Genomic DNA, 13327 nt, shown 5'->3' on the forward strand with positions numbered 1-13327 from the left:
CGGACCTTTCTACATTCACAACCTAAGGTTGTCTATACCGTTGCAACGCCGTGGCCTTGAGCGCGGCCTCGCCGTGCGCCTCAACCGCTTGTTGCCATTGGCAAAACTCCTCCTCCGACAGGGCATACATGTCCAACGCTTCGCCCATCGGCAGAAGCCCGTACTTGACCGCGCGCACCACCGCGGCCTTGCGTGACGCCACCCAGCGGCGCGTGTCGGCCGGCGGCAGGTCCGCCCGGGTCATGAAGCTGCCGTCCGGCAAACGCACGGCGCGGGGTCCATCGACTTTCTTCAGGTACATGCGGCTCGTCCTCGCACTCTGGCCCGAGCACAATCGCGCGACTGCCTTAAGGATGGGTGAAACCCGGCCTTGTTGTTACGTCCAATTTTCATATATTCCGCGCTTCCAAGGAGCCTGCCATGAGCCTCGATACCCAAGTGAACTCGCTCGGTTTCGCGAAACCGGAATCGGAAACCCGCGTGGTGGTCGCCATGTCGGGCGGCGTCGATTCATCGGTCGTCGCCGCGAAGCTCGCGCGCGAAGGCTACGACGTGGTCGGCGTGACGCTGCAGCTCTACGACCACGGCGCCGCGCTCGCGAAGAAGGGCGCCTGCTGCGCGGGGATCGACATCCACGACGCGCGCCGGGTGGCCGAGGAGATGGGCTTTCCCCATTACGTCCTCGATTACGAGAACATCTTCCGCGAAGCCGTGATCGACGAATTCGCCGACAGCTACCTGGGCGGCGCCACGCCGGTGCCCTGCATCCGCTGCAACGAACGGGTGAAGTTCAAGGACCTGCTGGCCACCGCCAAGGACCTGGACGCCGACTGCATGGCCACCGGCCATTACATCCAGCGCTTCGAGGGCGACGCAGGGCCCGAGCTTCACCGCGCGGCCGACCCGAACCGGGACCAGAGCTATTTCCTGTTCTCGACCACCCCGGAACAGCTGGGCTTCCTGCGCTTCCCGCTGGGCCACCTGCGCACCAAGGACGAAACCCGCGCGCTCGCCCGCGAATTCGGGCTCGAGGTCGCGGACAAGCCCGACAGCCAGGACATCTGCTTCGTGCCGGACGGCGACTACGCCAAGGTGATCGAGAAGCTGCGCCCGGGTGCTGCGGAACCGGGCGAGATCGTCCACGCGGACGGCCGGGTCCTGGGCAGCCACGACGGCGTCATCCACTACACGATCGGCCAGCGCCGCGGCCTCGGCATCGGCGGGTTGGCCGAACCGCTCTACGTCGTGAAGCTCGACACCGAGACGCGCCAGGTCGTCGTCGGCCCGAAAGAGATGCTCGCCACCCGGACCATCCCGGTGCGCGAGATCAACTGGCTCGGCGACGAACCCTTCACGTCCCGCGACGAATGGCACCTGTCGGTGAAAGTCCGATCGACCCGCCCGCCGCGCGAGGCGATCATACGTCCGCTCTCGGACACCGAGGCCGAGGTGGAACTCCTGACGCCCGAGGAAGGCGTCTCGCCCGGACAGGCCTGCGTGTTCTACGCGCCCGACAGCAGCCGCATTCACGGCGGCGGCTGGATCTGGCGCGGCCACTGACCCCTTCTCCGGTCCTCAAATATCCCGGGGGCGTGGGGGCCGGCCCCCACGATCGTGCCGGCCCGCGCCAGCGGGACGGCGCAAGACCTGCGCGCGCGTGGGCGCGCTCCGTCGGCTCAGGCTTCGGTGGATTGGCTGAGGTCGATCATCGCCGAGAACTCGGCCGAGCACGCCACTTCGCCGTCCACGGTCGCTTCGCCCTGGAAGCGCCAGATCTTCGAGCCGCCGCGCAGCGTGGTGATGGCGAGCTTCAGCACGTCGCCCGGCACCACCTTGCGGCGGAACTTCACCTTGTCGATGCCCATGAAATAGACCAACGGGTTGCGGTCCACGAGATCGAGCGACAGCGACACCATAACCGCCGAGGTCTGCGCCATCGCTTCCACGATGGTCACGCCCGGCATCACCGGCATCTGCGGGAAATGGCCCTGGAAATGCGGCTCGTTGTAGGTGACGTTCTTCACGCCGACCGCGCTTTCGCCCTTCACGATATCTTCCACCTTGTCGATCAGGAGGAAGGGATAACGGTGCGGAATGCAGCGCTGGATCATCTGCAGATCGGCGGTGGTCGGCACGTCGGTCATGGGTCGGTCCTTCAGAATTGTCGCACGCCTTTTGCCCTGCCCTGCGTCCAAGGGCAAGGGTGAACGGCCGGTGTCTCAGTTGTCGGAGCCGCGCTGCGTGGCCTCCGGGGCCGGTGCCGCGGGGGCATCGTCGCCCAGGTCGGAGCCGTCACCCAGCACCTCGTCGATGCGCGCGATCGCCTCTTCGGTGACGTCGATCGCATTCACGGAAAGGAAGACCGAGCGCTTCTCGAGCACCGCGACCGCACCGCGTTCCTGCATCAGGCGGCCGAGGATCGGCACGATCCGGTTGTAGAAGTCGCGCTGCGCGGCATCGAGCCGGTCGAGGAAGTCGGATTGCGCGGCATCGCGGTCCTCGCGCAGGTTCACGACCTTCTCGTCGAAGGCATCGGCCGCGGCGCGGAAATCCTCCGGCGACATCGAGGGGCGGCGTTCGGTGAGCGCCTGTTCCTCGTCCTCCAGCTCCTGCTCGATCTTGCGCGTCTCCTCCGCCAGCGCAGCCGATTCCGCCTCGAGATCGTCCGACACGCGCTGCCCGAACTGGCTGCGCTCGAACAGGGCCTCGCGGTCCACCGTCAGGATCGGGGACACGAGCTGGCCCAGGTTCTGCGCCGGGGCCGGCGCGCCGGCGGTGCCGAGCACCGCCAGTGTGGCAAGCAGGATCAGGATGTGGCGCATGGGGCTCTCCGCCCGGCGCGGCTGCGCGCCGGGATCAGAAGGAACTCTGGATCGTGACCTCGAACCGGCTCTCCCGGTCGTAGCCCTGGCTCACCACCGGGATCGAGTAGTTGAACCGCAGCGGGCCCACCGGGCTTTCCCAGAACAACGATGCACCGACGACCGAGCGCAGGTAGAACGAGTCGTCGATCAGCCCGCCCCCGGTGTTGTCGAGCCCCCAGAGCGAGCCCACGTCGGCGAACACGCCGCCCGAGATACCGTAATCCTCCGGCAGACCGATCGGGAACTGCGCTTCGACGCGGGCCGCGACGAAGTAGTTGCCGCCAAGGCCGTCGAGGTTCGGGACGGACAGGTCGCGCGGACCCACGCCGTAGTTGGCGAAGCCGCGCAGCTTGTCGGTGCCGAGCGCGAAGCGGTCGGTGATCCGCGTCCCGTTGCCCGAGATCGAGTAGATCGCGCCGCCTTCGACGGCCCCGCGCAGCGTGACCTGGTCGTTGAAGAGCTTGGTCTGGGCACGCGCCAGCGCGGTCGCCTTGAGGTACTGGTTATCGGCGCCGAGGCCGCCCACATCGCCCGAGAACTGCAGGAAGTAACGGGTGCGGTCATCCAGCGCGGTGCGCGCCGAATCGAAGGTGAACGTGAACCCGGCACCCGCGCCGACCTGCCAGCCGCGCGCGGCTTCGGCCTTGAGGATGTTCGAGCTGTTGGCGGCCACGTTGTACATGTTCGCGCCCTGCACCGTGCCGCGCACGCTGATCCGGCTCGACGGGCTGACCGGGAAGGACAGGTAGGGTTCGACGAAGAGGCCCGTGGTGGCATAGTTCGCCGACGACGTGGCCGAGGTCGTGCGGTAGTAGGCGCTCACCCCGAGTTCCAGGTCGCGACCGAACAGGCTCGGCTCCGAGAAGGAGAAGGAGTAATTGCGCGCGTTGCGCCCGCCCGAGAACTCGGCGGACAGGTACTGCCCGCGGCCCAGGAAGTTGCGCTCCGTGAACGACGCGTTGAGGCCGAAGCCGGCCGTCGTCGAGTAGGACGCGCCGAAGGACAGCGAGCCGGTCCCTTGCTCTTCCACGTCGACGTCGACGATCACCCGGTCACGGGCCGAGCCTTCGCGCGCTTCGACGGCCACGTCGGAGAAGTAGCCGAGCGCGCGGATGCGTTCGGCGGCGGCGCGGATCTGGCGCGGGTTGAACGGGTCGCCCTCGACCGTCTGGAACTGCGCACGCACCACGCGGTCGAGCGTGGTCTGGTTGCCCTCGATGTCGATGCGCTCGACGATCACGCGCGGTCCGCGCACGATGGCGAGCGTCAGGTCGAGCGTGCCGGCGCGATCGTTGCGCTCGATGCGCGGCTCGACCGTGATGAAGTTGAGGCCCTTCTGCACCGCCAGCCGTTCCATGCGTGCGATCGCACGGTCCACGTCGGCGGGGTTGTAGACGTTGCCCGAGCGGATGCGGGACTCGCGGTCGAACTCGGCCACGTCGATACCGGCCACTTCGGAGATCGTGTTTATCTCGCCGAAACGGTACTGCTGGCCCTCGGTGATACGGAAGGTGACCTGGTAGCCGTCGCGCGACTGCGGCACTTCGGCGGCGACCGCCGTGGCCTCGAAGTCGATGTAACCGCGCGAGTTGTAATAGTCGGTCAGCACCTGCCGGTCGAAGGCGATCCGTTCCGGGTCATAGGTGTCGGAGCGCACGAAGCGGCGCAGGAGCCCGGCCTGCTTGGAGCTCAGGACCCGGCGCAGGCGGCCATCGGAATAGGCCCGGTTGCCGGTGAAGCTGATGCGCTCGATCTCGGCGTTGTCGCGCTCGGTCACCTCGAACACGAGGTCCACGCGCCCGCCACCGCGGCGGATGATCTTCGGCGTCACTTCCGCGGCGATGCGCCCCTCGGCGGCATAGGCTTCAGCGATGAGCTGCGCGTCACGCTGGGCAGTCGCGGGCGAGAACACCTGGTTGGGGCGCGACTGGATCAGCGCGGTCAGGTCTTCGTCGTCCTGGCGCCGGTTGCCCTCGATGTTGATGCGGCTGATGATCGACTGCTCCTGCACGCGCACGACCAGCGTGCGGCCCCGCGGCTGAAGCTCGACCGTGTCGAAAAGTCCCGATCCCTGAAGACGTTGGTAGGCGTCGTTCAACTCCGCCGCGGTCACCGTCTCGTTCTTGCCGAATCCCAGGTAGGCGAGGATCGTGGCGGCTTCGATCTTTTCGGTGCCGACGATCTGGACGGACGAGAAGTTGTAGGACTGTGCCTGCGCCGCAGCCGGCGCGATCACGGAAGCCCCTGAAACCCCGATGAAAAGCGCCGTGGCAGCCGGCACAATCAAGGATCGGCGCAGCCCTTTTGCGCGGGCGGCACGCTGCTCGTCATACGTCATCTTGTTATCATCCGCTCAGACATCCCAGTCCCTAGTGTGCTAGCCGGTTTGGGTGGCTCTGTCAAAGCGTCAGAAATGCTAAGGGCCGCACTATGGCGGCCCGGGAACAGGTGTGGTTTTTCGCCGACATCACGGGGTGCGGCGCGCCCCCGCTCTCATTGGAGGATCGCACCGACCAGGGCGCCGCAGCCAAGCGCGGCTGCAATCGTGCCGACATAGAGCAGGCGGTCCCAGTTCAGGTCCATGAGAAGGTGCAGCCCGCGATAGCGTTGTTGGGTATGTTCCATGGCTCGATCCTCTACCGATACGGCGCCACATTCCCATCGAATTCGGGCATGATAAGCCCCGATTTGGGGCAAAAAGTGGGCATTCCGCCCGGCGGCGTCAGGGGCAGAAGAGGTCGTTCGTCACGCCCAGAACCATGATGGACAGGATCAACGCAAGCCCCACGGTCAGGAGGATTCGCATCGCCCGGTCCGAAGGCGGCTTGCCGGCCACTGCTTCGTAGGCGTGGAAGACCAGGTGCCCGCCGTCGAGCACGGGAATCGGGAAGAGGTTCAGAAGACCCACGGCCGTTGACAGCACCGCGATGAACCAGATGAAGCTGTCGACCCCCTGGCTCGCCGCCGCGCCGGAGGTCTCGGCGATCCCGATGGGCCCGCGCAGGTTGCACGAGGAAATCGCGCCGGTGATCATGTGCCACAGGCCCGAGATCGAGGACGAGATGATGTAGCCCACCTGCCCCACGCCGGTTGAGATCGCCTCGCCCACCGTCGGCGACCGGGTTTCCGGATCGAAGATCAGGCCGCCGGAGACGCCGATGAGCCAGCGGGTTTCGAACCCGCCGTCGGGCAGTGGCAGGTCCACGCGGCGCGGCGTGAGCGTCACGTCCCGGATCTCGCCGTCGCGCGCGACGCCCAGCGTGAGCGTTTCGCCATCGCCGTTCCCGACGATCTGGCGCAATTGTTCGAACGTGGCGACGGGATCGCCGTTCACCGTCTCGATCAGGTCGCCCTCCTGGAGCCCCGCGTCCGCGGCCGCCGACTGCGGCGTCACGGAACTCACGTAGGGCGGGTACGGGTGGATCGCCTCGAGCGTGACCTCGCGCCCGTCGCGCAGCACCGTGTAGGTGACCGGGCTTTCCTGCGGCAGCGTTTCGACATAGCCCGCCATGCTGTCGAGCGGCGGGGTCTCCTGCCCGCCGATGGACAGGATCTGGTCGCCCGGCTGAAGCTCCTCGAGCCCCGGCACCGGGGCAAGGTCCTCGACCGTCAGCGGATCGGTGGCAATCCCGGTATAGAACGCCATCGCGAAGAAGATGATCGCGGAGAGCACGAAGTTGAAGATCGGCCCCGCCGCCACCGTCGCGGCCCGCGCCCAGAGCGGCGCGCCGTGCATGGTGTGGCGCTTCTCTTCCGGCGACAGCTCTTCCATCGCCTCTTCGTCGACGCCGGCCGAGGCCGCGTTGGCGTCACCCCGGAATTTCACGAACCCGCCGACGGGCAACGCCGCGATCTGCCATTGCGTGCCGTGGCGGTCGGTCTTCTTGGCCAGCACGGGCCCGATCCCGATCGAGAACACGTCCGCCTTGATGCCGGAAATCCGGCCGATGATGTAGTGACCGTATTCGTGGATCGCGACGATGATGGTCAGCGCGACGACGAAGGCGATCAGGGTGAAGGCGACATTTCCGAAGGACGGGATCAGCCCGGTCAGGTCCACGTGTTGCTCCTTTGCGGGGTGCGTGCCCCGGCCATTATCTCGTCTGCTCGCATGCGTGCCATCTGGTCGGCGGCACGCACGTTATCAAGTGTAAATGCGGCAGACATGAGGGTCTTGTCACCTGACACTTGAGTGAGCGTGTCCTCGACGACGCCCGCCATGTCCATGAAACCGATGCGTCCGGCGATGAACCCGTCGAGCGCGGTTTCCTTCGCCGCGTTGAAGACCGCCCCCGCCATGCCGCCAGCTTCCATCACCTCGCGCGCCAGCCGCAGGGCCGGATAACGCGCGTCTTCCGGCGCGCGGAAGTCGAGCTGGCCGATCTTGGCCAGGTCCAGCCGTTCGACCGGAAGAATCTTGCGGTGCGGCCAGTTCAGGGCATAGCCGATGGCGTGGCGCATGTCGGCGGGCCCGACGTGGGCCATCAGGGCCCCGTCGTTGAAGCCCACAAGCGCGTGGACCAGGCTCTGAGGATGCACGATCACCTCGATCTGGTCGGGGCGCACGCCGAAGAATTCCTTGGTCTCGATGAGCTCCAGCGCCTTGTTGAACATGGAGGCGGAGTCGATCGTGATGCGCTGCCCCATGTCCCAGTTCGGGTGGCTGGAGGCCTGTTCCAGGGTCGCGCCGGCCAGCTTCTCGAGCGGCCAGTCGCGGAACGCGCCGCCCGAGGCGGTGATGATCACGCGTTCGACCGCGTCCATCTCCTCGCCAACGAGCGCCTGGAAAACGGCCGAATGTTCGCTGTCCACGGGCAGGACGCGGGCCTCGTATTCCTCGGCGGTGCCCAGGATGAGCGGCCCGGCGGTGACGAGGCTTTCCTTGTTGGCCAGCGCGAGGCAGGTCCCCTCCTCGAGCGCGGCCAGTCCCGGCGGCAGGCCGGCCGCCCCCACGATCGCGGACATGACCCAGTCGGCCGGGCGCCGGGCAGCGTCACACAGGGCCGCCTCGCCCGCCGCCGCCTCGATCCCGGTTCCCGAAAGTGCCTCGCGCAGGTCGGCAAGGCTGTCCTCATGTGCGGTCACCGCGATCTCGGCGCCAAGGGCGATCGCCTGCTCGGCCAGCAGTGTAACGTTGTGCCCGCCGGTCAGCGCAACCACGTCGTAGGCCTCGGGATCGCGGGCAATGAGGTCGATGGTCGAGCAGCCGATGGAGCCGGTCGACCCAAGGATCGTCACGCGCCGGGTCATGCGGGCAGCCCCGCGATCCAGGCGCCGACGCCTGCAAGCGCCGCCACGGCCACGAGTGCATCGAGCCGGTCGAGCACGCCGCCATGTCCCGGGATCAGCGACGAGCTGTCCTTCACCCCGGCGCGCCGTTTCATCCAGCTCTCCGCGATATCGCCCATCTGTCCGGCGAAGGCGAGCACGACGGCGCCGATCGCGCAGAGCCACCACGTGGCGCCCGTCAGGTCGGGCCCGATCAGCGCGCCGAAAATGGCCGCCCCGATCCAGCCCGCGACCGTGCCCGACCACGTCTTCTTCGGGCTGATCTTCGGCCAGAACTTGGGGCCGCCGAGGGCGCGACCCGCGAAATACCCGCCGATGTCGGAAATCACGACGATTCCAACCAGAGCGAGGATCGCGCCCGGTCCAGCGAGCACCTGCCCGAAGCTCAGCGACAGCGCGGCGGTGGCCAGAAGCAGGCCGTAGGCGAGCCAGATCCGCTGACTGCCCCGGATCAGAAACAGGCCGACGGCGATGGGGACGACGGCGACCAGCAGGCTCGCAAGGAACCCGAGCCGCGCGACCGACCAGGCGAGCGCGACCACGTCGCCCTCCGGCGCGTCGGCCCCGAGCGTCAGCATCACCACGGCCAGCACGGCGACCGGCAGGCACGCGATCACCCAGCGCCGTGCAGTCGGGATGTCGGGTTCACAGAGCTTGGCCAGCTCGCGCAGCATGAGCACGTAGATCGCGAGGACGAAGATCGACCAGGTCAGCGCGCCGCCGAAGAGCGCCCCCAGTGCCAGAAGCACGATCACGCCTGCCGAAATCATCCGCGTCGACAGGTCGGACCACTTCGACGGTATGCCCGTCTCAGCCATTCGACACGGCACCGAAACGCCGGTCGCGCAGCGCGAACTTGTCCAGGATGGCCGCGAAGGTCGCGCGGTCGAAGTCGGGCCACAGCGTGTCGACAAATTCGTATTCCGCGTAGGCCGACTGCCACAGCAGGAAGTTCGAGACCCGCGCCTCACCACTCGTGCGGATCACGAGGTCCGGGTCGGGCAGCATGCAGGTGTCCAGATACTTGGGCAGCGTTTCCTCGTCGATCTCCTCGGGATCGAGGTTGCCTGCCTTCACGTCGCGCGCAAGGCGCTGGGTGGCGCGCGCCACCTCGTCGCGCCCACCGTAGTTCAGCGCGACGGTGACATGGACCCGGTCATTGTCCTTCGTCAGGTCCTCGAGGTCGTCCATCAGCTTGCGCAGCTTGGGGTCGAGCTTGATGCGGTCCCCGATGAAGCGCACGCAGGCGCCCTCGGCGTCGAGCTCGTGGGCCGTCTTGTTGATGTAGCGGCGAAAGAGGCTCATGAGCCCCGCGACCTCGGCCTGGGTCCGCTTCCAGTTCTCCGTCGAGAAGGCGAAGAGCGTGATGTGCGTCACGCCCAGGTCGGGGCAGCTTTCCACGATCTCGCGCGCCCGCTTGGCGCCCGCGTGGTGGCCGAAAAGGCGCGGCCGCCGGCGTTCCTTCGCCCAGCGGCCGTTGCCGTCCATGATGATGGCGACATGAAGACCCTTGGCGGGCACCTCCGGAATGTTGGCCTGTTCGTACACGTCACGCTCCTTGGCCCGCAGGGCCGCGGGGGCAGGCTCAGACCTGCATGATCTCTTCCTGCTTGGACTCCAGCGCCTTGTCGACGCTCGCGATGTAGCGGTCGGTCAGCTCCTGCACCTCGTCGTGCCAGATCTTGTTGTCGTCTTCCGACATTCCGGCGTTCTTGGCTTTCTTGAGCTGTTCCATCCCGTCGCGGCGCACGTTGCGGATCGCGACACGCGCGCTTTCGGCGTATTGCGCGGCCACGCGGGCCAGTTCCTTGCGCCGCTCCTCGTTGAGCTCGGGGATCGGGAGCATGACGATGGTGCCGTTGGTCTGGGGGTTGATGCCCAGCCCGGATTCCATGATCGCCTTCTCGACCGCGCGCACGAGGTTCTTGTCCCAGACGTTGATCGTGACCATCCGCGGCTCCGGCACGTTCACGGTGCCGACCTGGTTGATCGGCGTGCGTTGCCCGTAGGCCTCGACATGGACCGGCTCGAGCATGGACGCCGAGGCTCGCCCCGTCCTGAGCGACGCGAATTCGGTGCGCAGCGCCGCCATCGCCCCGTCCATCCGACGTTCAAGGTCGTCGGTGTCGATCTCGAAATCCTCGTCAGCCATGCCTCAATCCTCCTGCATAGGGCCCGTGGCCCGTCGTTTGGCGCTGTATAATCCCATTTTCGATGGGTTGTATAGGGTCGCGGGCGCTCTCTAAAGGCTGCGCCCGTGGGTTGGAACCACCCTTGCGCGGGCGCCCCAACGGTGTGCCCGGCGGGTGGCCGGGCCGGTCGAAATTCTGCGGTCAGGAGACGGACTTGCCGCCGTGGACCTTGGTGTAGGTGCCCTGCCCCGACAGGATGCCGCGGAAACCGCCCGGCTCGTCGAGCGAGAACACGATGATCGGCATGTTGTTGTCGCGCGCCAGCGCGATGGCGGAGGCGTCCATGACGCCGAGCCGCTTGGCCAGCGCCTCGTCGTAGCTGACTTCCTCGTAGCGCGTGGCGTCGGGATACTTGTTGGGATCCTTGTCGTAGACACCGTCCACCTTCGTGCCCTTGAAGATCGCTTCGCAGGCCATCTCGTTCGCGCGCAGCGTGGCCGCGGTGTCCGTGGTGAAATACGGGTTGCCGGTGCCGGCCGCGAAGATGCAGACGCGCTTCTTCTCGAGGTGGCGCACCGCGCGGCGCCGGATGTAGGGTTCGCAGACCTGGTCCATCGGGATCGCGCTGATCACGCGGGTATAGACCCCGAGCGCTTCGAGCGCGGATTGCATCGCCAGCGCGTTCATCACGGTGGCGAGCATGCCCATGTAGTCGGCCGTGGTGCGCTCCATGCCCTGGGCGGAGCCCGCGAGGCCGCGGAAGATGTTGCCCCCGCCGATCACCATGCAGATCTCGACACCCATGTCGTGAACCGATTTCACCTCGCGCGCTATACGCGCGACCGTGGGCGGGTTCAGCCCGTAGCCCGCGTCCCCCATCAGCGCCTCGCCCGAGATTTTCAGCATGACGCGCTTGTATTTCGGCTCAAGCGTGTCGGCGGCGGGGGCGTCGGTGGCGGCCTCGGTCATATCTCTTTCACAGTCCTTGGGGCTCTTGTATGGATCGCACGCAAAATGTCGGAAATCGCGGTCGGGCGCAATGCGCGAAAACCGGCCGTGCGACCGGGACCGGGCGAAATGGTGAACGATCTCATAACCCCATACCTCGAAGGGCTCGCGCCGAACCGGCCGGTGCTGATCGCGGGCCCCACGGCCAGCGGGAAGTCGGCGCTCGCGCTGGCGATCGCCCGGCGCGCGGGCGGCGTGGTGGTCAATGCCGACGCGCTCCAGGTTTTCGAGAACTGGCAGGTGCTGACCGCGCGCCCCACCGCCTCGGAAGAGGAAGTCGCGCCCCACCGGCTTTACGGACATGTACCGGGCGACCAGCCCTATTCCGTCGGGCACTGGCTGCGCGACCTCACGCCTTTGCTTGCCGGCCCAGACCGGCCGATCATCGTCGGCGGCACCGGGCTTTATTTCACGGCCCTCACCGAGGGGCTCGCCGACATTCCGCTCACCCCGCCCGGGGTGCGCGCGGAAGGCGAAGCGCTTCTGGCCGAGCGCGGGATCGAGGCGATGCTCGCGGAGATCGACCCCGAAACGCGGTCGCGCATCGACACCCGCAACCCCGCGCGGGTGGCCCGGGCGTGGGAGGTGCAACGCACCACCGGGCGCGGGCTCGCGGCCTGGCAGGACGACACGCCTCCGCCGCTCCTGCCCCGGCCGGACACCCTGCCCCTCGTCCTCGACCCGGACCGCGAATGGCTTGCCGACCGGATCGCGCGGCGCTTCGACGCGATGCTGGCGCAGGGCGCGCTGGACGAGGCGCGGCGCAACCTGCCCGGCTGGTCCGACGACCTGCCGTCTGCCAAGGCGATCGGGGCGCGCGAACTCATCGCGCACCTGCGCGGCGAAATGAGCCTCGAGGCCGCACGTGAGGCCGCCATCATCGCCACCCGGCAATATGCCAAGCGCCAGCGCACATGGTTCCGATCGCGCATGGGCGCGTGGGAGCGAGTCGCGATACCCGCCGTCTCGTAACCGCCCGGATGTGTGGCCCGGGGGAAACAGCCCACGGCTCACCTTCGAGTTATCCACAGGAAAACCACCTGCCTGTGGATAGCCAGCGCGACAGAATTGTTGGAATCGTCTAGGTCTGAGGGGTCGCGACGCCGGGCCGCCTGCACCCGGTAGAACGAATCGAACAAAATTCGTGCGACGGACCGGGGATAGATTGGGAGTTGTCGTAGAAAATGGACCAACAGAATTCGCTGAGCTCGCCCTTCCGTGTCATCCCCCTTGCCCGCCTTGCCAGCGGTGGCCGTTGGCGCACGGAGGCGATGCGAAGCTACGGCGCGCCCGTCCTTCTGTGGTTCACGCGCGGCCAGGGCCGCATCACGGTCAACGGCAAGACCTCCGGTTACACGGCCCACAACGCCGTCTACGTGCCCGCCGGCACGATGCACGGCTTCGAGATGAACTCCACCGTCCACGGCATGATCGTGGTCTTCCCCGTCGGCGTGGAAGACGAACTGTCGCTGCCCGAAGATCCGGTGCACCTGCGCCTTCAGGAAGCCGACCAGCACATCGAGCTCAACCGGCTGATCGACAACCTGCAGACCGAGCTGGAAAGCGGCAACCTCGCCTCCGACCGCGCTATGCTGTGTCACGCCGGTCTTCTGTCCGTCTGGATGGAGCGCCAGATGCGCGCGCTCGAGATCGAGGAACCCGATGGCGACGCCTCCTCGCGCCTGGCCGCGGCCTATACGGCGCTGGTGGAACAGGATTTCCATTCGCCCAAGACAGTGCGCGACTATGCCAAGGAACTGGGCGTCACGCCGACGCACCTGAGCCGCGTGTGCAACAAGGCCTGCGGGCGCCCCGCGTCCTCGATCCTGGCCGACCGTGTCCATTACGAGGCGCGCCGGCTCCTGACCGAGACGCACATGCCCATCAAGGACATCGCGAGCTCGCTGGGCTTCGCCTCGGCCGCCTATTTCACGCGCGCGTTCCAGAACCACACCGGGCGCACGCCCTCGCAGTTCCGCCGCGGCGCCTGAGCCCTCCACGCCCGTTGATCACACGCAATGCGCCCGCACGCCG

At 67.2% G+C, this 13327-nt stretch carries 14 protein-coding genes; 3 read left to right on the forward strand and 11 right to left on the reverse strand.

Annotation, left to right across the window (positions count from 1 at the left end; genetic code table 11):
- Positions 1–22 precede the first annotated feature (22 nt).
- The gene (sciP, locus tag GQE99_RS09745) at positions 23–301 is read right to left on the reverse strand and encodes a CtrA inhibitor SciP (protein ID WP_161351396.1); all 279 of its coding nucleotides are present in this window, start codon (positions 299–301) and stop codon (positions 23–25) included.
- A gap of 119 nt (positions 302–420) precedes the next feature.
- Here sciP and mnmA point away from each other — a divergent pair, with 119 nt between their 5' ends.
- The gene (mnmA, locus tag GQE99_RS09750) at positions 421–1560 is read left to right on the forward strand and encodes a tRNA 2-thiouridine(34) synthase MnmA (RefSeq protein WP_161351397.1); all 1140 of its coding nucleotides are present in this window, start codon (positions 421–423) and stop codon (positions 1558–1560) included.
- A 116-nt stretch (positions 1561–1676) separates the two neighbouring features.
- On the opposite strand, the gene fabZ is transcribed toward mnmA, so the two are convergent.
- The 10 genes from fabZ to pyrH all read right to left on the reverse strand — a co-directional run bounded on the left by fabZ (position 1677) and on the right by pyrH (position 11254).
- Positions 1677–2144: a 3-hydroxyacyl-ACP dehydratase FabZ gene (gene fabZ / locus GQE99_RS09755; protein WP_161351398.1), complete on the reverse strand. Its 468-nt coding sequence runs from the start codon at positions 2142–2144 to the stop codon at positions 1677–1679.
- A 75-nt stretch (positions 2145–2219) separates the two neighbouring features.
- On the reverse strand, positions 2220–2822 hold the full coding sequence (locus GQE99_RS09760) for an OmpH family outer membrane protein (protein ID WP_161351399.1): 603 nt from the start codon (positions 2820–2822) through the stop codon (positions 2220–2222).
- Between the two features lie 34 nt (positions 2823–2856).
- Positions 2857–5202 carry an outer membrane protein assembly factor BamA gene (bamA, locus tag GQE99_RS09765; protein ID WP_161351400.1) on the reverse strand — a complete coding sequence of 782 codons (2346 nt, stop codon included), beginning with the start codon at positions 5200–5202 and terminating at the stop codon, positions 2857–2859.
- A 155-nt stretch (positions 5203–5357) separates the two neighbouring features.
- A complete protein-coding gene (locus GQE99_RS21730) occupies positions 5358–5489 on the reverse strand; it encodes a hypothetical protein (RefSeq protein ID WP_268892733.1) in 132 nt (43 codons plus the stop codon).
- Positions 5490–5586: 97 nt separating this feature from the next.
- The gene (rseP, locus tag GQE99_RS09770) at positions 5587–6924 is read right to left on the reverse strand and encodes an RIP metalloprotease RseP (RefSeq protein ID WP_161351401.1); all 1338 of its coding nucleotides are present in this window, start codon (positions 6922–6924) and stop codon (positions 5587–5589) included.
- Positions 6915–8114, reverse strand: coding sequence for a 1-deoxy-D-xylulose-5-phosphate reductoisomerase (dxr, locus tag GQE99_RS09775; RefSeq protein WP_161351402.1), 1200 nt, complete (start codon positions 8112–8114; stop codon positions 6915–6917). The genes rseP and dxr overlap by 10 nt, the downstream gene beginning before the upstream one ends.
- Positions 8111–8971 carry a phosphatidate cytidylyltransferase gene (locus GQE99_RS09780; protein WP_235917167.1) on the reverse strand — a complete coding sequence of 287 codons (861 nt, stop codon included), beginning with the start codon at positions 8969–8971 and terminating at the stop codon, positions 8111–8113. The genes dxr and GQE99_RS09780 overlap by 4 nt, the downstream gene beginning before the upstream one ends.
- A complete protein-coding gene (gene uppS, locus GQE99_RS09785) occupies positions 8964–9701 on the reverse strand; it encodes a polyprenyl diphosphate synthase (RefSeq protein WP_161351403.1) in 738 nt (245 codons plus the stop codon). Before uppS ends, GQE99_RS09780 begins: the two co-directional genes overlap by 8 nt.
- Before the next feature lie 37 nt (positions 9702–9738).
- On the reverse strand, positions 9739–10305 hold the full coding sequence (gene frr / locus GQE99_RS09790) for a ribosome recycling factor (RefSeq protein WP_161351404.1): 567 nt from the start codon (positions 10303–10305) through the stop codon (positions 9739–9741).
- 181 nt (positions 10306–10486) lie between these two features.
- Positions 10487–11254, reverse strand: coding sequence for a UMP kinase (gene pyrH, locus GQE99_RS09795; protein ID WP_161351405.1), 768 nt, complete (start codon positions 11252–11254; stop codon positions 10487–10489).
- 108 nt (positions 11255–11362) lie between these two features.
- On the opposite strand from pyrH, the gene miaA reads away from it, so the two are divergent.
- Positions 11363–12265: a tRNA (adenosine(37)-N6)-dimethylallyltransferase MiaA gene (miaA, locus tag GQE99_RS09800; protein WP_161351406.1), complete on the forward strand. Its 903-nt coding sequence runs from the start codon at positions 11363–11365 to the stop codon at positions 12263–12265.
- Between the two features lie 212 nt (positions 12266–12477).
- Positions 12478–13284 (forward strand): helix-turn-helix transcriptional regulator, encoded by an 807-nt coding sequence (locus tag GQE99_RS09805; RefSeq protein ID WP_161351407.1) that lies wholly within the window; start codon positions 12478–12480, stop codon positions 13282–13284.
- The last annotated feature ends 43 nt before the right edge of the window (positions 13285–13327 follow it).

The sequence above is a fragment of the Maritimibacter harenae genome, assembly GCF_009882975.1.
In the GTDB taxonomy this organism is placed as follows: Bacteria; Pseudomonadota; Alphaproteobacteria; order Rhodobacterales; family Rhodobacteraceae; genus Maritimibacter; species Maritimibacter harenae.

Bases quoted from the DNA above. Each gene is read 5' to 3' on its own strand.
- sciP (WP_161351396.1), bottom strand. From the start codon at position 301: ATGTACCTGAAGAAAGTCGATGGACCCCGCGCCGTGCGTTTGCCGGAC.
- frr (WP_161351404.1), bottom strand. From the start codon at position 10,305: ATGGCTGACGAGGATTTCGAGATCGACACCGACGACCTTGAACGTCGG.
- GQE99_RS09760 (WP_161351399.1), bottom strand. From the start codon at position 2,822: ATGCGCCACATCCTGATCCTGCTTGCCACACTGGCGGTGCTCGGCACC.
- GQE99_RS21730 (WP_268892733.1), bottom strand. From the start codon at position 5,489: ATGGAACATACCCAACAACGCTATCGCGGGCTGCACCTTCTCATGGAC.
- pyrH (WP_161351405.1), bottom strand. From the start codon at position 11,254: ATGACCGAGGCCGCCACCGACGCCCCCGCCGCCGACACGCTTGAGCCG.
- bamA (WP_161351400.1), bottom strand. From the start codon at position 5,202: ATGACGTATGACGAGCAGCGTGCCGCCCGCGCAAAAGGGCTGCGCCGA.
- dxr (WP_161351402.1), bottom strand. From the start codon at position 8,114: ATGACCCGGCGCGTGACGATCCTTGGGTCGACCGGCTCCATCGGCTGC.
- GQE99_RS09780 (WP_235917167.1), bottom strand. From the start codon at position 8,971: ATGGCTGAGACGGGCATACCGTCGAAGTGGTCCGACCTGTCGACGCGG.
- fabZ (WP_161351398.1), bottom strand. From the start codon at position 2,144: ATGACCGACGTGCCGACCACCGCCGATCTGCAGATGATCCAGCGCTGC.
- miaA (WP_161351406.1), top strand. From the start codon at position 11,363: ATGGTGAACGATCTCATAACCCCATACCTCGAAGGGCTCGCGCCGAAC.
- mnmA (WP_161351397.1), top strand. From the start codon at position 421: ATGAGCCTCGATACCCAAGTGAACTCGCTCGGTTTCGCGAAACCGGAA.
- GQE99_RS09805 (WP_161351407.1), top strand. From the start codon at position 12,478: ATGGACCAACAGAATTCGCTGAGCTCGCCCTTCCGTGTCATCCCCCTT.